Raw genomic sequence first — 20197 nt, 5'->3', positions numbered from 1 at the left:
TGCGACACTGCGAAACACGGAGAGTGCATTACTTAATAAGTGTGTACTAACGCAATTGCCCGCGCGATTCAATCAGCGACAAACTGACGATGACGATTAGCAACAACAAGGAAGTTTCCAAAAGTAAAAAAGCGGCTATTTTGAAATAGGCAAAGGCCGGATCGATATAGCGTACCAACCATCCCGCCGCCTCGTCGGCTATTGCCGCCGCATAAACGATTGCACTAATCCAAACTTTCATCAGGGTAGGCAACGAGGTCATCAACATCAGATGCGTTAGCGTCAACACCAACATACCCATAGCAAACAAATGAAAATGGCTAACTTCCAACAGGCTTTGGTAACTTCGCGGCTGGGTGAAATCGCTCTCCGAGCCCAGATAATAAGCTACCACCGACTCCGCCGTAAGACTCATTTTATGAAAATACATCAAGCCATTGCTGATCCACAGTAGGGCGATATAGGCCAGAAACATGAGGATCAGCGAATTGATCAAAAGCTGGCGATTCTGCTCGCCGGTCACAAAAAAACGCATCAGTGTGGTTTGTTTTGGATAAGAACCTGATAAATCGCCAATACTTTGCGGGCGCTATTGATCGCAGCGCGGGTACTAAGTGTGGCACCGGCTACGCCTTGAATATCCTTGTTCAGACTTAACTCTTCGATGGAATGATTCGCCAGCAATGCCATCCAACGCTCCGGCGGCTGATATTCGGGCGGCTCGTGAAACGCCAATGTGTACACATTGCGCAATTTGCCTTCCAGACTCAATACCAACAGTAAAGTTTCCGGCTGCGTTCTCACCGTATGTGAGTCTATCATCGCATAACCAACCGCAACCCCTTGTTTTTTACCTACAAACACACTGATCAGATTGGAGTCCAATTTTACTTTGGCTAGCTGTTCGATTTGTGAAACTTCTTCCGCCGATGGAAAAAGCGAGATTACCTCAACATTAGCGTCTTCTCCGAACGCGAGCTTCATCGCCTCATCTTTACTGTAAAACACCGTAGCAAAGCAAGGCATCGAAAACACGCCCAAAATCGCGACGAGCCATAAAAAACCGAAATATTTAGTTGATGACATGGTGGGATCGAGAGTTAAAACGCCCTCTATGATAATTACCGCGTGCGTTTTTGCCAAACTATTCCCCATTTTCATAAGGTTTGATGAAACTTAAGCGATCAATTTCTGGTTACCACCTAATGACCCGCTTCCTTTAAAGCGTTCGCCATTGGCGGATATTCTGTCAAAGACGTCTTTATCGTCAGCCGTATTCAATATTCCGATCTCGCCCTCCGCAAAAACCACCGGTACCGATTTCTGGTGCATCAGAAGAAGCACTTCGCTTTTTTCTGAACAAACGCTGCCGCGCCCTGTGTAGTGATTTTAAACCATACAAATAACCAGGCAAATAAATTTGCTAATGAGAATAGTTAGCATTTATTATCTTTTCAACACTAAACCACAACTGAGGCAACAAATCATGAAATCAGCCCCAAAAAAGAAGACAACGTTATGTTTGACCACGGCAATCGGCATGGCATTTGGCTCTGCGCACGCAGAGCAGAAAATGCCCGGCACAATGGAAGACATGTGGAAAATCATTCAACAGCAGCAGAAAGAAATCGAAAATCTGAAAAGTAAGTCCTCCGAGAACGAGGTGCTAAAGCAAGAAATAACGACATTAAAGGAGACCCAAAAAAATCAGGAAAAAGTGTTATCGCAAACTGCACCGAACCAAACCGGTGCGGCTACCAGCAAGCAGGCCAACGGCGAATTGGAGCATAAAACCAATGTGCTAGCCACCGAAGTGGAAAAGCTTAAGACCCAGCTATACATACCCGAATCCCGACAATATAAGAGTCAGTATGGTTTAGGCCCTGCTGCGTCGGGCGTATACGGCGTAAAGCAGGGGCTATCGATCGGTGGTTACGGTGAAATGATGTACACCAATTACACCAACCCCCGAGGAGATAACGTCACAAACAAGGATACGGCAGATTTGGAACGCGCGGTTATCTACCTTGGTTATAAATTCAATGACTGGATAATTCTGAACAACGAATTTGAATTCGAACACGCATCAACTGGAGAAGGCGGCGAGGAAAAGGGTGAAGTCTCGGTCGAGTTTTCGCAACTGGACTTTTTGCTAAACCCTAAATACAACATCCGCGCCGGCTTGATGTTGGTGCCGATGGGCTTCATCAATGAAATGCACGAACCAACCACCTTCCATGGCGCTCACCGGCCGGACGTAGAGCGCTACATTATCCCATCCACCTGGCGGGAAATGGGGGCTGGTTTGTTTGGTGAAATCTTGCCCGGATTGCAATATCGGATGTATGCAATGAATGGTCTAAATGCCAGAAAAGATTTTGACGCCCGTTTTCAAACTTCTGGCATTGCCGAAGGCCGTCAAGGCGGAAGCAATGCCAGCGCCGAAGATTTTGCATTTACTGGTCGTTTGGACTATTCGCCGAATTTCGTCCCTGGGTTATTGGTTGGCGCTTCTACGTTTTTGGGTAACAGCGGACAAAAAAACATTCAAGATGCTGACGGCCATAATGTCGATGTTTTCACTCAACTTTACGAAGGCCACGTTCAATATAAATACAGAGGGCTCGAACTACGAGCCCTGGGCGCATGGAGCAAAATTAACAACACAAACATCCTGAACAATCTAAATAACGATACTGTTGGTCAGGAAAGCTTCGGCTGGTACGTGGAAGCAGCCCATGACATCATGCCTTTCCTCTGGAGTGAAAGTAACCAATACTTAGCTCCGTTCGTTCGTGTCGAACGATACGATACTCTCGCCTCAGTTACCAGCGCTCCAGATACTTTCAACGACCAAACAGTTGGGTTGGACCGCTGGATCTACCAAGCCGGCCTCAGCTACAAGCCAATTCAAAACATCGTCATTAAAGCCGACTACCGCAATGTCCAAGACCGCAAACTCGTAGCGCCGCTAGGCATCCCATTCGGCGACGAGTTCAACCTTGGCGTTGGTTTTATTTACTAAGTTAGCCCTATAGCCCGGCTATGCCGGGCTACCATTCCCACGAGGTTCACATGAAATTCCGTTTTGTACTAGCTTGCCTGTTGGTATCGGGCATTCCGGCAACAACAACCGCCGGCGTTCCCAATCCGCCACTACCAGGCAGCGCCAATCTAAGTTCCAAAGCGTTGCTCGGGCAGCAACTGTTTTTTGATACCAACCTGTCGCAACCGGCAGGACAAGCTTGCGCCAGTTGTCATAACCCGGCAGCCGCATTCACCGACGCGGACAAAACTAAACCAACATCAAAAGGTGTCAATCCTGCATTGTTTGGCAATCGCAATTCGCCGACTGCTATGTATGCGGCTTATTCTCCGGCGTTTTATTACGACAGAAAAACCGGACTGTACATGGGCGGACAGTTTTTAGACGGTCGAGCTTCCACGCTGGCCGAACAAGCTAAGAAACCGTTTTTAAATCCAGTCGAAATGGCAAATCCGAATGCAGCGGCGGTAGTCACCAAAGTCCGTAACGCCAATTACGCCAGCCAATTCAATACGGTCTATGGCGTTGGGGCGCTGAACAACAGCACTGCCGCGGACATCGATCAAGCCTACGCCCGAATAGCTGACGCCATAGCCGAATACGAGCGCAGCCCGGTGTTCAACCGCTTTACCTCCAAATACGACTTTTACTTATTCGGCAAGGCCAGTTTTACGGTTCAGGAGGTTCGCGGCCGAGCTGTCTTCGAATTGGCCACTAAAGGCAATTGCGCGGCGTGCCATCCCAGTCGCTCCGCAACCGCCGGCTCGCCGCCACTATTTACCGATTTTAGCTATGACAACATCGGCGTGCCGAAGAACCCGGACAGTTTGTTTTACAGTCTGTTACCAGCATATAACCCGGCTGGGGCTTATTTCGTTGATTTGGGATTGGGTGGCAGTTTGAATGTACCGGCCGAAGATGGCAGATTTAAAGTCCCAACGCTACGCAATATCGCAGTAACCGCGCCCTATACACACAACGGTTACTTTAAAACCTTGCGCGGCGTCGTCGAGTTTTATGCCACCCGCGACACGAAAAAACGCTGTACGAATGCTTGGACTAACGACACCAACGCACTAGCCCAAAAATGTTGGCCTGCACCTGAAACGCTGGCTAACGTTAATCATGCTGAATTGGGAGCTTTAAAACTTACGACACAAGACATTGACGACTTGGTAGCGTTTCTAAACACCTTAACCGACGGCTACCAAGCCACTTCCCCTTGGCCTTATAAAGCACCTTAACGTTATCTTAAGCGGCGGGAGAATTTAGCTGCTACAGCCTTCTCCTGCCATCAACGCCGCATCAGAGGGAAAGCGCCGAATTTGTATCAATCAAACAGCAAGGTATCGACTTCAGCGATCAAAGACAGTTTTTCACGTCGCGACATTTTCTTGATCGCCACTTCTCGTCTACTTGCTGAACGCCTGTCATGCCCGCCTTCCCGATAAGCTATCTGCACCGGCCGCCGAGTTCGAAAAAATTTCGCGCCGAGTCCGGCTTGATGCTGACGATACCGCCGGTCTACATCGGTACTGATGCCGGTATACAAACTACCGTCATCGCAACGGATCATATAAACCGACCACACCGTCATCGGCAGCTTATTGGGAACCGCTGGATTTATTCAACCAGCCGTTCAGCAACGCCGCCACCGACACACCAAAAATTATATAGGCGTAGCGCACTATAAAAATCAGCACACCGCTCTGGTTATGGCTTGCGACATCTTTAATACCCGGCGTAAGCAGCAAAGTCCACAACAATGCCACCAAAAAATAAAGCACTACGCCGGACACCGCCCACGAGACAGGCGGCCGACCGGAACGCGAAGCGGTGTTGTAAAACCAGATACCGACTAAAGCCGCTGCTATCGAACCTAACATGTGTTTTCCTATGGCTTGCGCTCAGAAGCGCGTCAAATGCTCTATACCTAAATTGGCGAGTTGGTCGGCACGCTCGTTGCCTAAATCCCCGGCATGCCCTTTCACCCAAACCCAATCGATATTGTGACGCTGTATTGCATCATCCAAACGCCGCCAAAGATCTTCGTTTTTAACTGGTTTATTCGCGGCCGTTTTCCACGCACGTTTTTTCCAATTGTTTAGCCATTCCGTGATGCCTTGTAAGACATATTTAGAGTCGGTATGTAATCTAATGCTGCACGGCTTGTTTAAAGTTTCCAAGGCCTGTATGGCAGCCATCAACTCCATACGGTTATTGGTGGTCTCGGCTTCCCCGCCGCATAGTTCTTTTTCATTACCTTTATATTCCATGCGCACTCCCCACCCTCCCGGCCCGGGATTGCCCTTGCAGGCACCGTCTGTATAAATAATTACCTCAGCCATGATCATCCGTTTTATGTAATCTCGCTTCAAAACTCAATCCCGCAGCGGCCAACTTCGTTTTACGCCGCTGTACCGCCGCCAAAGGAATCAGGGTGTATTGTCTTTTCACTGCTTTAACGCCGTATGCCATTCCAAACAAAGACCCGAAACATAACTCGAATTTGCCGTGTGCAATGGTGTAGCTATCGAGACCGAACTCGGCGGTCGTTAATACTTCAAAATTCATCAATTTCAACCAATCCAAAACCCTGGCCTTGGTAATAAAGTGAGCTCGCCATGAATCGGCTAGCTTTCTGTCCCATAAGAACTGAAAGCGTACCGATAAACTGAACGGGTTGAAATTTAGCATAATCAATTCACCACCCGGTTTTAGGACGCGGTTAATTTCGCGCAGGGTTTGGAATCGACGTGCGTCGAATTCTAAAATATGCGGCAATATTACCAAATCCACAGATTCTGTTTGGATTGGCAAATTGAACGCTTTGGCAGTGACTTTCAACGCACTCGCGTCACCCATAGCCTTACCATCGAGAATGAGATAATTCCGATACAAGGAAAAGTCCACAAATTCGCTTTCCCAACCCAAACCACCGATTTGCAGTTGTTGTTGCTTGCAACTGACAGTTATCGACCGTTTCAGATAATTGGCCTCCATAGTTTGCAACAGCTTCCCCCTGGGGGTTTGGTACAACGCAAATAGAAATTGTCTCTTCATTTATCCACACGCTAAGGGTATGTTTTTTTGGCTATTTCGGAAAGCCATGCTAGGATCTAATTTTTTTATTTTAGCGAGTTCAGACAATGCCCCGCTCAATTTCCAAAAAATCAGGCCGTCATCTGTCTTATCTACTGCCTATTCTGCTGGTAACCGGTTGTAGCCAACAGGCTCAGAAAGACCATTTAACCCAATCGTCAAATAGCAAGTTTTCCGTATTTACCCGCAATAGCAACAGCGGTAACCACAGCAAAAAGCAGGCTGAAGCAAAAGAACACACTACCATTTGGGACAGGATGCTATCCCTATACGCCTTACCGGAAATCGATAATGCCAGAATCGACCGCGAAGTAAACTGGTATCTGAAAAATCCGGAATATTTGACAAGAGTCCAGCAGCGCGCCGAGCCGTATTTATATTTCATTCTGAATGAAATAGAAGCCAAAAACATTCCCGGCGAACTGGCCTTACTTCCTGCCGTCGAAAGCGCTTTTCGGCCGGACGCAATGTCTCCGGCCCAAGCTTCGGGCCTTTGGCAATTCATTCCCCCAACGGGCCGCCTTTACGGTTTAAAACAAAATAGCTGGTATGACGCGCGCCGCGACGTAGTGCAATCCACCCAAGCGGCCACTACTTTTCTAAAAGAACTGAGCGAGACTTTCAATAACGATTGGTTATTAGCCCTGGCATCTTATAACGCCGGCAAAGGCAACATTAAAAACGCGGTAGACAGAAATGTCGAACGCGGTCAGCCTACCGATTTTTGGTCGCTGGATCTGAATAACGAAACCTCGGCTTACGTCCCCAGGTTACTGGCAATAGCCAAGATTTTCGCTAATCCGGAACGATACAATGTCAACCTACATCAATTCGCCAACCAGCCCTATTTCGAATTGGTCGATGTAAAATCACAGCTTGACTTGGGCAAAGCAGCCGAAATGGCGCAGACGCCTCTGGACCACTTCTTAAAACTCAACCCCGGTTATAACCGCTGGAGTACCGATCCAAACGGTGCCCAACATTTATTAATCCCGGTGGACAAAGCCGATTCCTTCAAAGAAAAATTGGCAGAATTGCCGCATGAAGAAAGAATCAAATGGGAACATCACACCGTCGGCAAGAAAGAGACGCTGAAAAGCATAGCCAGCAGACATAGCACCACTGTCGAAGAGATTATCAATGTCAATCACCTCGAAGAGGAGACAGTCGCTCAAGGTAAAATCCTGCTAATCCCAGTCTCCTATCAATCGCAAAAAGGCGAGTCCACAGCGACTGCAGCATCGTCCGCGCCGCAATCGGTCCCGATACCGTCTCAATCAGCTAAACAGCTATATACCGTTAAAAAGGGCGATACTTTATGGGAGGTTTCGCAACGCTTTGCCGTGGACAAGGACGACATTCTGAATTGGAATAAGTTACCTAAAAAAGCCGCGCTGAAACCCGGTCAAAAACTTACCATTAAGAAGACCAGTGGCAACATAACCGTCGCGTCGACGGCGCCGGCCATCAAACAAATCAGTTACACAGTCAAAACCGGCGACACATTGGCGCAAATTTCAAAGAAGTTTAATGTCAACGTCACCGAATTGCGCAAATGGAATAATGTCCCCAAAAACAAGGCAGACATCAAACCCGGCTCAAAATTGAAAGTGATGATTGAAGCCGGCCATCCGTCAACTTAAAGCCACCTGCGACAAGCATTCGCTCAAAACCGATACAAACCTAAGCCAAGTGGCTTAGGTTTGTATAGTTAGCCTTATAGAGGCAACTCATCCGGCCAAACTGAAATTCCTATCGGCCACAACAAATACCTTGCATCAAGATACTCAAAGAGTTCGTCGAAAAAAGCGATTGAAACAACGATTAGATTTTTCAGCTTGCATATCAGCTTGATATGCAAGCTGAAAAATTGGCGTCCCCACGGGGGTTCGAACCCCGGTTACCGCCGTGAAAGGGCGGTGTCCTAGGCCACTAGACGATGGGGACTAAGGACTGTTTGCAGAAATGAACTGCTACTTTTACGAATTGCCGGAAGAACCGGCTTAGCCATATTGGCGTCCCCACGGGGGTTCGAACCCCGGTTACCGCCGTGAAAGGGCGGTGTCCTAGGCCACTAGACGATGGGGACTAAGGACTAAATCAACTAATTTGGTGGAGCCAAGGAGGATCGAACTCCTGACCTCTTGCATGCCATGCAAGCGCTCTCCCAGCTGAGCTATGGCCCCGTAGTTGAGTCCTCGTATTATACGGATATTCTGAACTTTGTCTAGGAGTTTTCTAAATTCTTTATGTATTGAATAGCTCGCTCTATTCGTTGCAGGGTTTTTTCTTTGCCCAATAAAGCCAACGTAATATCGATAGCCGGCGACACACCGCTGCCACAAACGGCCACGCGCAAAGGCTGCGCAACCTTACCCAAATTGAGCTGCATATGCTCGGCGCTATCCAACACAACTTGATGTAGACCGGCTGCTTCCCAGTCACCAACTGCGCCGAATTGCTCCGCCAAATGCTGCAGCACGGCGTCTACGCCCGGCTTAAAATTTTTCTTGCTGGCTTTCTCGTCATAGGCGTCAAACTCTTTATAAAAATATTCACTTTCAGCAGCCATATCCACCAGCGTTTTACAACGTTCGCGCTGCGCTTTAACGACATCCGCCAATGCCGGTCCGGTTGTCGGATCAATGCCGCGCTCCCCCATGTGCCAAGCCAAATGCCTGCCAACATGCGCCGGATCGCTATTCATGATGTATTGATGATTCAACCACAGCAATTTCTCGGTATTGAACGTGGATGCGGAAACATTAACTTTTTCCAGCTCGAACAGCGCCACCATCTCTTCCAAGGAAAACAATTCCTGATCGCCGTGCGACCACCCCAAGCGCACCAGATAATTCAATAAGGCTTCGGGCAAATAACCGTCATTGCGATATTGCATTACACTGACCGCACCATGGCGTTTGGACAAGCGCGCGCCATCCGAACCTAAAATCATCGGCACGTGTGCATACACCGGCAATTGCGCGCCCAAAGCTTTCAGAATATTAATCTGCCTGGGCGTGTTATTGACATGATCGTCACCGCGTATTACATGAGTAACCCCCATATCCATATCGTCGACTACTACCGTCAGGTTATAGGTCGGCGTACCGTCGGAACGGGCAATAATCAGGTCATCCAGCTCCTTGTTGGCGACGACGATACGTCCTTTCACCAAATCGTCTATAACCACCTCGCCCGCCTCCGGATTCTTAAAACGTACGACCCTCTCTCCCTGCGGATTTTCGACACCATGCCTACACTTACCGTTGTAACGCGGCTTTTCCTTGTTGGCCATTTGCTGTTCGCGCAACAACTCCAACTCGTCGCGACTGCAGTAGCAATAATAAGCATCGCCCTGTGCAAGCAATTGCTGAATTACTTCTTTATAACGATCGAAGCGATGCGTCTGATAAAACGGTCCCTCGTCATACTCCAAACCTAACCAAGTCATACCCTCCAGAATCGCATTAACGGATTCTTGACTGGAGCGCTCCAAGTCGGTGTCCTCAATCCGCAAAATAAACCGTCCGCCGTGCTTGCGGGCGTATAACCAGGAAAACAAAGCGGTTCTCGCGCCGCCGACATGTAAATAACCGGTGGGACTTGGGGCAAATCGGGTTCTAATACTCATCGTTAAATTACTTAGTTGTTAAAAATTTCTTGGCATATTCGCCGGGGATAGACCGCGACGCATTTAACCGCATCGCCTGATAATTAAATTGCACACTGCCTTTGGCGGCATCGTTTTTGCCTAGAATGGCTAAGGATGTACCGTGACCTTGCGCAGCGGCCTTTTCATACCAGTGGGTAGATTTGTCTCTATCCGCCGTTACCCCCAGGCCCCTGTCATACATGGCTGCTATCGCTACTTGCGCGTCGATCAACCCTTGATTAGCGGCTTTTTCCATCCATTCCGCGGCCTTTTTCTCGTCCTTTTCGATCCCATCCCGGCCGAGCAGATACTGAGATGCCAACTTAGCTTGCGCCTGCGCATCGCCGCGCTCGGCCAATTCTTTTATGCCTCCCGCCCAGACCAGATTGAGCTGTAAACACAGCAAACAGAAAACTAAAATCTTGTACATTAAATTCCCCAAGAAAGCCTACGATAAAAACGAACGGGCATTATTTCACGCCGCTCCCGGAAGATGAACGCACTATTTAAAAATAAGGGATTGATGTTAGACTAGCAACACCAAGGCAACTCACTCGGCCTTGCCGCTACAGAATAACAATCAGGAGACTCCAAGCATGAAAAGAAACCTATTATTCACGGCCACCTTGGCGGGCGCCCTATTATCAGGCTGCGCTACCCAGTCAAGCAATAACTTCCAGGCCTTCCAGCCGGAAGATCTGAATGCACTGGTCAAATCCGGAAAATTAGTTCAAAAAACCAACAGCTTTTTGGTAGTAAACGATTCTTCTTCATCGATGAGTCGTACCTATGTTAACTCTGCCGAATACAGCGGCACCAAACTCGATGTCGAAAAAAACTTGTTGAACAAATTCAACAAAACCATTCCGTCTATCCCTTTGCAATCCGGCTTGCGCAGCTTCGGCTTCGGCCCTTGCCTGGGCTGGAGCGCTACCAAATTGAACCAAGCAGTACAAACCTATAGTCAAGCCGGATTTGATGGTGCGATTACGTCACTGCAATGCTCCAGCGGCGGCACGCCATTGGCTGATGCGCTACAAGCAAGCGGCACCGATCTGACTTCCGCCTCCGGCAATATCGCTCTGATCGTGTTAAGTGATGGTGTTGAAGAAAGCTCGCCAACGCCTACCGCCGAGGCATTAAAAGCGCAATACGGCGATAAACTTTGCATCTACACAGTCTGGGTCGGCAATGACGAAGATGTCGCAGGCCAAGCCACATTGCAAAGCATTGCTGACGCATCCGGTTGTGGATTTTCGACCACTGCCGATGCTATTTCCAGCGCCAAAGGCATGAACGATTTCGTTAAAAACGTGTTCCTGAAAGCCGGCACACCGAAGGTCTCGGATTGTTCAACACTCGATGACGACAAAGATGGGGTTAGTAACTGCGCTGACAAATGCCCTGACACCCCAAAAGGCGCCATCGTCGATAAAGACGGTTGCTGGGCGTTCCATGGCGTGTTGTTCGATTTCGACAGCGATAAAGTCAAATCCAAATACGAGCCATTGATTCAAAATGCGGTCGAGGTAATGAAATTGAACCCAGGTTTGACCGTCGAGATTCAAGGCCATACCGACAGTTACGGTACCGATGCGTACAACGAAAAACTGTCGCAACGTAGAGCTAACGCCGTCAAGAACGAGTTGATTAAACTGGGCGTTGATGGCAAACGCCTGACTACAGCCGGTTTTGGCGAATCACAACCGGTCGACACCAACGAAACCGATGAAGGCCGCGCTTACAACCGTCGCGTAAACTACAAACGTACCGACAAGTAATCGCTAATAGATCGGGCGGGTTGCAAAACCCGCCCTGCAAGAAAAAAGGGAGGTGTTGGCCTCCCTTTTTTATACCTGCAACTTTACCGTTACGTGGTTCAATACCTAACCTGAACAGCCTCGAACGACAATAAGCGTCTTAAGCGCGTTAATAAATCGTCGCCGGGATGTACTCGCCATTCGTCTCCCAATTGCAGATTGGCTTTGGCCTCGGCTCTAGCAAATTCAATGCTGATAGGACAAAGTCCGCCGCAAAACGGCCTTAATACATCCGCCAACTCTTCGACAAAACAGCGCTCAGCCGGCCATTGCCTACTATCCCAATGCAACACAATAGCCCTGGCAAACATTTCCCGCGCCTGCTCCATGCTATAAAGCTTTTCGGCAGTCATGCGCAGGCTATTGGTAAAGTCGTCCATCGCCAGCGAACCTTCCGCGACCAGCAAAGTATCCTTCGCCAGTAAGTTCCGGTACTTATCGAAAATTCCGCTGAACGCCGCCACTTCCAATCGGCCGGTACGGTCGTCCAGCGTCGCAAATCCCATCATCTTGCCCTGCTTGGTTTGCCGGGTGCGCATTTCCACGACCAAACCAGCAACCCGCCCTTCCATTTTACCCTTGGAGCGCCCGGCATCGACTTCCAGACTGGCTAGCGAGCCATGGGTGATATGTTTCAATTCTGGCAGATACTCGGCAATGGGATGCCCCGTCAGAAATAGGCCCAAAGTCTGCTTTTCCGCTTCCAGCTTTTCTTTTTCGGTCCAAGGCTCGACCACCGTGGAATAGGCTTCCGCCTCGCCATCGCTGACTTCCACCTGTACTGCCAGACCAAATAGATCGTTTTGGCCAGCCAGCGCCATTTTTCCATGCTGTTCGGCAACCCTTAGCGCCGTCGTCAGTTCGGCCAAATGCGCGGCGCGATTAGGATCGATGCTATCCAGGGCCCCTGCCCTGATCAGCGCTTCCAAAACTCGGCGGTTGACCTTACGCAAATCGACGCGCTTGCAGAGATCGTACAAACCGGCAAACAATCCGTTGACGGCCCGTTCTTTCAGTAAATCGTCAATCGCGTTTTCGCCGACCCCCTTGATGGCGCCGATACCGTAAACGATCTGCCCTTTGTCGTTTACGGTGAAGCGGAAGTCGGAAATATTAATGTCCGGCGGACAGATCTCCAGTTTCATTTCCCGGCATTCGTCGATCAACACCACCACTTTGTCGGTGTTATCCATATCCGACGACATTACCGCCGCCATGAACGCAGCCGGAAAATGCGCCTTCAGCCAAGCAGTCTGATAGGCTACCAGAGCATAGGCCGCCGAATGCGATTTGTTGAAACCGTAGCCGGCGAACTTCTCCATCAAGTCAAAAACATAAGTCGCAATCGAAGCATTGATTTGATTTGCTACCGCACCCGACATAAATTTTTCCCGTTCCTTGGCCATTTCCTCCGGCTTTTTCTTACCCATCGCCCGCCGCAACATATCGGCACCACCCAGGGTATAACTGGCTAATTCCCGGGCGATCTGCATCACCTGTTCCTGATACAGAATAACCCCATTGGTGGGCTTGAGGATGGGTTCCAAAAGCGGATGCGCGTATTCAGCCTTGGCGCCGTGCTTGACGTTGATGTAGTCGTCCACCATCCCCGACTCCAATGGTCCGGGACGGAACAAAGCTACCAACGCGATAATGTCGTCAAAGCAATCCGGCTTCAGTTTTTTGATCAACTCCTTCATGCCCCGCGACTCCAGCTGAAACACGGCGGTGGTCTGGGCATTCTTCAATAATTCATAGCTTGGCAGGTCGTCGCGCGGAATCTGGGTAATATCCACCGGCTCTTCACCGCGCTGCGCGCGCTGGCGATTAATGGTTTGCAGCGCCCAATCGATAATCGTCAGAGTCCGCAAACCCAGGAAGTCGAATTTGACCAAGCCAACTGCTTCGACATCGTCCTTATCAAACTGCGTCACCAGATTGCCGCCGCCCTGCTCGCAATACAATGGGCTGAAATCGGTGAGCTTGGTCGGTGAAATCACCACGCCGCCGGCGTGCTTGCCGGCGTTACGGGAAATCCCTTCCAGCGAACGCGCCATGTCGATCAACGATTTGACCTCTTCCTCGGAATCGTACAAAGCCTTCAACTCGGCACTGTCTTGCAGGGCCTTATCCAGGGTCATACCGATCTCAAATGGAATCAATTTTGCCAGCCTGTCCACGAAACCATAAGCATGCCCCATAACCCTGCCGACGTCGCGAATAACCGCCTTGGCGGCCATCGAGCCATAGGTGATGATCTGTGATACGTGATCGCGGCCATAATGCCGAGCCACGTAATCGATAACCTCGTCACGGCGCTCCATGCAAAAGTCGATATCGAAATCGGGCATGGATACCCGCTCCGGATTCAAAAATCGCTCGAACAGCAAATCGAATTCGATAGGATCGAGGTCGGTAATCTTCAGCGCATAAGCCACCAGGGAACCGGCTCCGGAGCCCCGCCCCGGACCCACCGGTATTGCATTATTCTTGGCCCACTGTATAAAGTCCGCGACGATCATGAAATAGCCGGGAAAACCCATTTGAGTAATCACACTCAGCTCGACTTCCAAGCGCTCGTCATAGACTTTGCGGTTTTCCTCAAAACAGCCCTTGCCTACCGGCGGATATTGGATCAAGCGCTCCTCAAGCCCTTGACGGGAGGCCTGCTTGAAATAATCGTCCAGGGTCATACCCTCTGGAACCGGAAAATCGGGCAAATAGTTTTCGCCCAGCGTCAGCTCGACATTGCAGCGTTTGGCAATTTCCACGCTATTGGCCAAGGCCTCCGGAATATCGGCGAACAATTCGGCCATTTCTTCGGCAGTCCGCAAATATTGCTGAGCGGTATAGTTTTTCGGCCGGCGGCTATCGTCCAACACCCGGCCTTGATGAATGCAAACCCGCACTTCATGCGCGTCGAAATCGTTCCTGCCGATAAAACGCACATCATTGGTTGCTACCACCGGCAAATCCAACTCAGTTGCCAAATCCGCCGCCAACTTGATATAGCGCTCCTCATCTGTCTTGCCGACCCGCTGCAACTCTAGATAAAAACTGTTTTCGAACAATTGCATCCAGTATTCTGCGCACAATTTGGCTTGCTCGGTGTTTTCCGCCAATAAGGCTTGCCCAATATCGCCGTCCATCGCGCCCGACAAAACGATCAGACCCTCGTGATTTTCGGCTATCCATTCCTTCTGCAACATAGGAATACCTTGATGCTGACCTTCCTGGTAACCCCGGGAAATCAGCTCGGTCAAGGTCACATAGCCTTTTTTATTGCGCGCCAGCATGGTTAAGCGAAACGGCGAGGCCGGCTCGTCGGGATTGAAGATCAGCACATCGGCGCCGATCAACGGTTTGATGCCGGCCCCTTGCGCGGCTTTATAGAATTTAACCAGTGAGAACAAATTGCTCTGTTCGGTAATTGCAGCGGCTGGCATGACATACTCAGCCAGTTTCTTCACCAAGGGCTTGATCCTGACGATACCGTCAACCAGGGAAAACTCAGTATGAATACGAAGATGAACGAAACTCGGCGTCATGGCTGTTTAAGCAAGATACTTTTTAACGGGAGCAAACGATTTTCGATGTTGCGGAGTAATGCCGAATTGTTGCAGAGCGGCCAGATGCTGCGCTGTTGGATAGCCTTTGTGGACCGCGAAGCAATAACCGGGATACAGCCTATCCAACGTCTGCATTTCCTCGTCGCGCGCGACTTTGGCTAATATCGAAGCGGCGGAAATTTCCTCGACCAATAAATCACCTTGCACAATTGCTTCGCCCGGCATATCCAGCGTCGGCAAGCGATTGCCATCCACCTTTACCCAATCCGGGCGGTAAGCCAGTTGCGACACGGCCCGTTGCATTGCCACCATCGTCGCTTGCAGAATGTTAATACGGTCTATTTCACTGGCTTCGGCGCGCGCAACGACCCAACACAAGGCATTGGCCTTGATCTGTTCGGCAAGTAGCTTGCGTTTCTTTTCGCTGAGCTTTTTAGAGTCGGTCAATCCGGCAATAGGCTTGGCGAAATCGAGAATCACCGCCGCCGCTACCACCGGACCGACTATGCAGCCACGGCCAACTTCGTCGATACCGGCTATGCGTAGGGCGTTATCGGAGGATGCCGCGCGTGACATTGCGTAGAAAGCTGACCATATTGGAAAGTTCATTGCTTTCGCCGGCCATATCTTCCATTTCTTCGATAGCGTCTTCCAGACGCAGATTGTTTTTGTAGAGGATTTTGTAGGCTTTGCGAATCTGCCGAATCACTTCCGGCGGCACGCCATTGCGCTCCATACCGACCGAGTTGATACCGTGCGGCCGAGTCGGTCTACCGCCTACCATCACGTACGGCGGAATGTCTTGAGTGATTGCACTACCCATGGCAGAAAAGCTGTATTCGCCGATTTGAGTAAACTGATGCACCAAGGTAAAACCACCCAAAATGGCATGATCGCCGAGATGCACATGACCGGCAATAGAGGCGCCGTTAGCCATGATCACATGATCGCCGATCACGCAATCGTGAGCGACATGGGTATAGGCCATGAACAAATTATCGCTACCTATCAAAGTCAAACCCTGATCTTGCTGCGTGCCGCGATGCATAGTGCAAAACTCGCGAATCACATTGCGGTCGCCAATTTCCAAGCGGGTGATTTCGTCGGCGTACTTCTTGTCTTGCGGGTCCTCGCCGATTGAGGTGAATTGATAAATCGTGTTGTCCTTACCGATTGCCGTGGGTCCTTTGATCACCACATGCGGGCCAATCTCGGTGCCGGAATCGATTTGCACATCGGGACCAATTACCGAAAATGGCCCGACTTTAACGTCTTCGGCTAATTCGGCATTAATATGAACAACCGCTCTGGGATCTATCATCTAAGCCTCTGCAGCAGCGGCTGCGCACATGATTTGCGCACTAGCGGCCAATTCGCCGTCCACTTCCGCGCGGCAGTCAAACGACCATAAGTGCCGTTTGTGCTTGATATAAGTAACTTCCAGGTGTAATTGATCGCCCGGAACCACTTGTCTTTTGAAACGGGCATTGTCGATGCCAGCCAAGTAATACGTTGTACCTTTGCCCAGCCTATCGTCGCTCTGCGATGTCAACAATGCGGTGGCTTGCGCCAAAGCCTCCATAATTAATACACCGGGAAAAATCGGTTTGTGCGGGAAATGGCCTTGAAAGAACGGCTCATTAAAAGTGACGTTTTTCACGCCCAACAGACGCACGCCAGCTTCGCATTCAAGCACCTTGTCAACCAGCAGAAAAGGATAGCGGTGCGGCAAGAGTTCCTGAATTTGTAAAATATCGAGTGTTCCAGCCATGAATGTATACTTGAGGGGAATAGAAAGCGGGAAGCTTCGTACTAACCAAACTTCCCTGCTTGTGAAACAATGACTACCTTCCGAGCGGAACCGGAAAGCATCGAGAGGACTTTATTGCGACAATGTTTCCAGTTTTTGCTGAACGCGACTGGTGACATCGATTTGATCGTTGGCATAAATAACGCCGTCGGTCAGCAGCAAGTCGAACGACTCTTCTTTAGCTAGCGCTCGCACCGCTTCCACGATTCGTTTTTGCAAATTACCCAACTCTTCGTTTCTGCGCATGTTGAAATCTTCGCTGAATTCCTGTTGAGCACGAGCTGCATCGCGTTTTTTATCCAGAATGTCCTTCTCGATTCTATGACGCTCTTCTTCGCCCATTACGGCCGAATCCCTGCCCAATTTGTCTTCCAGTGTTTTGATTTCTTTTTGTTGAGAAACCAGCGCTTTGTCTCTTGGTGAAAATTCAGTTTCCAGGCGAGTTTTTGCTTTTGCTGCTTGCGGCGCTTTTTCCAAAACTTTGGCCACATTGACAAAACCGATTTTTAGTTCGGCGTGACTTACTCCAGCAATCATCATCAGCATTAGAAACAACGAAATTCTATTTTTCATGGTCAAAACCATCTCCGGTTAATTTTTGAGTTTAAGACAGAACGCAGTGGCGATTATAGGGCAAATCGGCCGCAAACTAAACTAAAATCCCGAGCCGAAGGTAAACTGGAATGCCTGAGTTCTGTCGGTGCTCTCCGAGTTCAGCGGCTGGGCAACACTGACCGCCAGCGCGCCAAATGGCGACAACCATTCCCCCGACAAACCGACCGAATAGCGGAAATATTTGCGCAAGTCACCGGTACTCAGACCGGGAGCCAGAGTACCAGCATCGACGAAAGAACCGATACGCACCGATTTCACATCGCTTAAAAACGGCACAGGGAAGAACAGTTCCGCCTTACCAATCATCTTTGTGGAACCGCCGATAGGACGGTTGTAGGTATTGGCGGAGTTAATATCGTTGGTGTCAATGACGCCCAGGGTATTCTGCATAAAACCACGTACGTCGCCCGTACCGCCCGCAAAATAGTTTTCAAAAAACGGCAAACCGGAACTGCCACCGTAGCCACCGCCATGTGCCACCTCGCCCAACAAGCGGAAGGTGAAATCGTTGGACAGCGGAAAATAATGCTGATGCTTATAGCCTATTTTGAAATATTCTAAATCGCTGCCGGGAACCGTAATCAAACCCGAAAGCCGTTGTTGACCGCCACTGTGGGCAAAAGTCGCTCTATCCAAAGTATCGTGGGTCCAGCCGGCGGATGTTGACAGCGTATCGAAACTTTTGGATCTAATAGCCGAAACGTCGTCCCCTTTCTTAAACCCTAAGAACTTCAGAATCGTATCTGACGATAAAGTGGTATTTTCGATCTCGGTGCGTTTCAAATCGATATCAAAACCAATTCTGTCAAACTCGTTCAGCGGAATACCGAAATTGATGCCGGCATTCGTAATAGTCGTATTGTAAGCAGCCAAGTTAGCCGCGTAGGCGTTACGCGAGGTATAACCAAGGTTATAACCCAGTGCCACACCGTCCAGCGTATAGTACGGATCGGAAAAACCCAAATTGTACCGGGTCAAAATACTACTGTTGTTGAACGCGAAGTCGAGCCGCTTGCCGGTACCAAAGATATTATCTTGCGAGACGTTGGCATTGAAAATGATGCCTTGCACCTGGGAATAACCGACCCCGGCCTGCAAGTTACCGGAGGCTTTTTCCTTGATCGTGTAATTTACGTCGATTTGGTCGGCCGAGCCCACTACAGGCGGCGTTTCCACACCCACCTCCTCAAAATAACCCAATCTATCCAAACGGGTTTTAGTGCGCTCTATCTTGCTGCTGGCGGCCCAACTGGACTCCATTTGCCGGGCTTCCCGACGGATAACTTCATCGCGGGTCTTGGTATTGCCTTTAATATTAATCCGCCGCACGTAAACGCGCTTACCAGGGTCGACAAAAAAAGTCATCGCCACGGTTTTTTGCGGCTCGTTGATCTCCGGCACCATATTAACATTAGCAAAGGTATAGCCTTCGTCTCCCAATCTATCGGATATGGCTTTAGAGGTTTCCGTGGCGTTCTTCCGCGAGAAAATTTCCCCCGGCCCAACCTTGACCAGTTTGATTAATTCTTCCGGCGGCACAATCAATTCGCCCGACAGCTTGACCTTATCCAACATGTAAACATCGCCTTCCTTGACGTTGATGGTGATGTAAATTTCTTTTTTGTCCGCCGTAATATCGACCTGGGTAGATTCAATGGAAAAATTAATATAACCGCGATCCAGATAATACGAGCGCAACTTCTCCAGATCGGCTGACAGTTTTTGCTTGGAATACTGGTCGTCTTTGGAATAAAAAGACAGGAAATTGGTGGTGCTTAATTCAAACTCTTTCCGCAACACATCGTTGGCAAACGACTTAGTACCCACGATATTGATCTGCTTGATTTTGGCGACACGGCCTTCGGAAATATCGATACGAATCGCCACCCGGTTACGAGTCAACTCGGACACTTCAGTCTTGATTTTCAGGCCGTATTTACCGTGGCTGAAATATTGCCGGCGTAGCTCTTGTTCGACTTTATCCAAGATTTGTTTGTTGTAAACCTTGCCTTCCGCCAAGCCGATTTTTTTCAAAGCCTCAGTCAAATCTTCCTTTTTAATGTCCTTGTTGCCCTCAATGACAACCTTGGCAACGGAAGGCCGCTCCACAACATTCACCACCAAGGTGCCGCCATCGCGTTCCAGCGATATGTCTTTGAAAAAACCGGTGTTGAATAAGGCTCTGATAGCCGCGGCTTGTTTATCGTCGGAAAAGGTTTCGCCGACGTTAACCGGTAAATAGTTGTAAACGGTACCAGCGGAAATTCTTTGTAATCCCTTGACCTGAATATCCTCAACTACAAAGCTGCTTGCATGAGCGGCCTTGCCGGACAGCATACTCAGCAACAGTATTTGTAATAGCGGTTTTTTCTTCACGCAGTCAACCATGGAAAATGAACAGGCGCGATTGTAACACGCAGTTTTCGGATTCCCGCGCCTTCAATGGTAAATACTCGTAAATTCTGGCCGAAAAATTGCTTTCTTATTCAGTTTCAATTGCAAAGAAAAACAATTCAAAAAAAATTACAAAAAAACAACACAAACTATTGAATTAAATTGTCTTTGGATAAAAACGCCGGT

At 49.3% G+C, this 20197-nt stretch carries 18 protein-coding genes and 3 tRNA genes; 4 read left to right on the top strand and 17 right to left on the bottom strand.

Features of this window, described 5'->3' with window-relative positions:
• Window positions 1–46 precede the first annotated feature (46 nt).
• Window positions 47–535, bottom strand: coding sequence for a hypothetical protein (locus tag ACH50O_RS04765; protein WP_446810893.1), 489 nt, complete (start codon window positions 533–535; stop codon window positions 47–49).
• Window positions 535–1086, bottom strand: a complete 552-nt coding sequence (locus tag ACH50O_RS04760; RefSeq protein ID WP_446810892.1) for an FMN-binding protein — start codon at window positions 1084–1086, stop codon at window positions 535–537. Before ACH50O_RS04760 ends, ACH50O_RS04765 begins: the two co-directional genes overlap by 1 nt.
• 400 nt (window positions 1087–1486) lie before the next feature.
• On the opposite strand from ACH50O_RS04760, the gene ACH50O_RS04755 reads away from it, so the two are divergent.
• On the top strand, window positions 1487–3025 hold the full coding sequence (locus ACH50O_RS04755; RefSeq protein ID WP_446810891.1) for a hypothetical protein: 1539 nt from the start codon (window positions 1487–1489) through the stop codon (window positions 3023–3025).
• 50 nt (window positions 3026–3075) lie between these two features.
• Window positions 3076–4290 carry a cytochrome-c peroxidase gene (locus tag ACH50O_RS04750; protein ID WP_446810890.1) on the top strand — a complete coding sequence of 405 codons (1215 nt, stop codon included), beginning with the start codon at window positions 3076–3078 and terminating at the stop codon, window positions 4288–4290.
• A gap of 86 nt (window positions 4291–4376) precedes the next feature.
• Here the strand turns inward: ACH50O_RS04750 and ACH50O_RS04745 are convergent, their stop codons facing one another.
• From ACH50O_RS04745 to ACH50O_RS04730, 4 genes are read right to left on the bottom strand one after another with little or no spacing between them, the layout of a single operon-like run.
• Window positions 4377–4622, bottom strand: a complete 246-nt coding sequence (locus ACH50O_RS04745) for a GIY-YIG nuclease family protein (RefSeq protein WP_446810889.1) — start codon at window positions 4620–4622, stop codon at window positions 4377–4379.
• Window positions 4623–4650: 28 nt separating this feature from the next.
• Window positions 4651–4932: a hypothetical protein gene (locus ACH50O_RS04740; protein ID WP_446810888.1), complete on the bottom strand. Its 282-nt coding sequence runs from the start codon at window positions 4930–4932 to the stop codon at window positions 4651–4653.
• Between the two features lie 21 nt (window positions 4933–4953).
• A complete protein-coding gene (gene rnhA, locus ACH50O_RS04735; protein ID WP_446810887.1) occupies window positions 4954–5394 on the bottom strand; it encodes a ribonuclease HI in 441 nt (146 codons plus the stop codon).
• Window positions 5387–6109, bottom strand: a complete 723-nt coding sequence (locus ACH50O_RS04730) for a class I SAM-dependent methyltransferase (protein ID WP_446810886.1) — start codon at window positions 6107–6109, stop codon at window positions 5387–5389. The genes rnhA and ACH50O_RS04730 overlap by 8 nt, the downstream gene beginning before the upstream one ends.
• 86 nt (window positions 6110–6195) lie before the next feature.
• On the opposite strand from ACH50O_RS04730, the gene ACH50O_RS04725 reads away from it, so the two are divergent.
• The gene (locus ACH50O_RS04725) at window positions 6196–7791 is read left to right on the top strand and encodes a LysM peptidoglycan-binding domain-containing protein (protein ID WP_446810885.1); all 1596 of its coding nucleotides are present in this window, start codon (window positions 6196–6198) and stop codon (window positions 7789–7791) included.
• A 228-nt stretch (window positions 7792–8019) separates the two neighbouring features.
• Here ACH50O_RS04725 and ACH50O_RS04720 read toward each other — a convergent pair.
• From ACH50O_RS04720 to ACH50O_RS04700, 5 genes are all read right to left on the bottom strand, one after another.
• Window positions 8020–8095: transfer RNA gene (locus ACH50O_RS04720), tRNA-Glu, on the bottom strand.
• A gap of 66 nt (window positions 8096–8161) precedes the next feature.
• A tRNA-Glu gene (locus tag ACH50O_RS04715) sits at window positions 8162–8237 on the bottom strand.
• Between the two features lie 21 nt (window positions 8238–8258).
• Window positions 8259–8334: transfer RNA gene (locus ACH50O_RS04710), tRNA-Ala, on the bottom strand.
• Window positions 8335–8375: 41 nt separating this feature from the next.
• Window positions 8376–9782, bottom strand: coding sequence for a glutamate--tRNA ligase (gltX, locus tag ACH50O_RS04705; protein WP_446810884.1), 1407 nt, complete (start codon window positions 9780–9782; stop codon window positions 8376–8378).
• A 7-nt stretch (window positions 9783–9789) separates the two neighbouring features.
• Window positions 9790–10233, bottom strand: coding sequence for a tetratricopeptide repeat protein (locus ACH50O_RS04700; protein ID WP_446810883.1), 444 nt, complete (start codon window positions 10231–10233; stop codon window positions 9790–9792).
• Window positions 10234–10399: 166 nt separating this feature from the next.
• Between ACH50O_RS04700 and ACH50O_RS04695 the strand changes: the two genes are divergently transcribed.
• On the top strand, window positions 10400–11584 hold the full coding sequence (locus ACH50O_RS04695) for an OmpA family protein (RefSeq protein WP_446810882.1): 1185 nt from the start codon (window positions 10400–10402) through the stop codon (window positions 11582–11584).
• Between the two features lie 98 nt (window positions 11585–11682).
• Here ACH50O_RS04695 and dnaE read toward each other — a convergent pair whose 3' ends face one another.
• From dnaE to bamA, 6 genes are all read right to left on the bottom strand, one after another.
• The gene (gene dnaE / locus ACH50O_RS04690) at window positions 11683–15171 is read right to left on the bottom strand and encodes a DNA polymerase III subunit alpha (protein ID WP_446810881.1); all 3489 of its coding nucleotides are present in this window, start codon (window positions 15169–15171) and stop codon (window positions 11683–11685) included.
• Window positions 15172–15177: 6 nt separating this feature from the next.
• Window positions 15178–15768: a ribonuclease HII gene (gene rnhB / locus ACH50O_RS04685; protein ID WP_446810880.1), complete on the bottom strand. Its 591-nt coding sequence runs from the start codon at window positions 15766–15768 to the stop codon at window positions 15178–15180.
• On the bottom strand, window positions 15743–16513 hold the full coding sequence (lpxA, locus tag ACH50O_RS04680) for an acyl-ACP--UDP-N-acetylglucosamine O-acyltransferase (protein WP_446810879.1): 771 nt from the start codon (window positions 16511–16513) through the stop codon (window positions 15743–15745). Before lpxA ends, rnhB begins: the two co-directional genes overlap by 26 nt.
• Window positions 16514–16963: a 3-hydroxyacyl-ACP dehydratase FabZ gene (fabZ, locus tag ACH50O_RS04675; protein WP_446810878.1), complete on the bottom strand. Its 450-nt coding sequence runs from the start codon at window positions 16961–16963 to the stop codon at window positions 16514–16516.
• A 111-nt stretch (window positions 16964–17074) separates the two neighbouring features.
• The gene (locus tag ACH50O_RS04670; RefSeq protein WP_446810877.1) at window positions 17075–17575 is read right to left on the bottom strand and encodes an OmpH family outer membrane protein; all 501 of its coding nucleotides are present in this window, start codon (window positions 17573–17575) and stop codon (window positions 17075–17077) included.
• 81 nt (window positions 17576–17656) lie between these two features.
• A complete protein-coding gene (bamA, locus tag ACH50O_RS04665) occupies window positions 17657–19993 on the bottom strand; it encodes an outer membrane protein assembly factor BamA (protein WP_446810876.1) in 2337 nt (778 codons plus the stop codon).
• Window positions 19994–20197: the final 204 nt, after the last annotated feature.

This window comes from Methylomonas sp. 2BW1-5-20 (assembly GCF_052474515.1).
The sequence above is the reverse complement of the archived record's forward strand: the minus strand, read 5'-3'. Positions and strand labels throughout refer to the sequence as shown.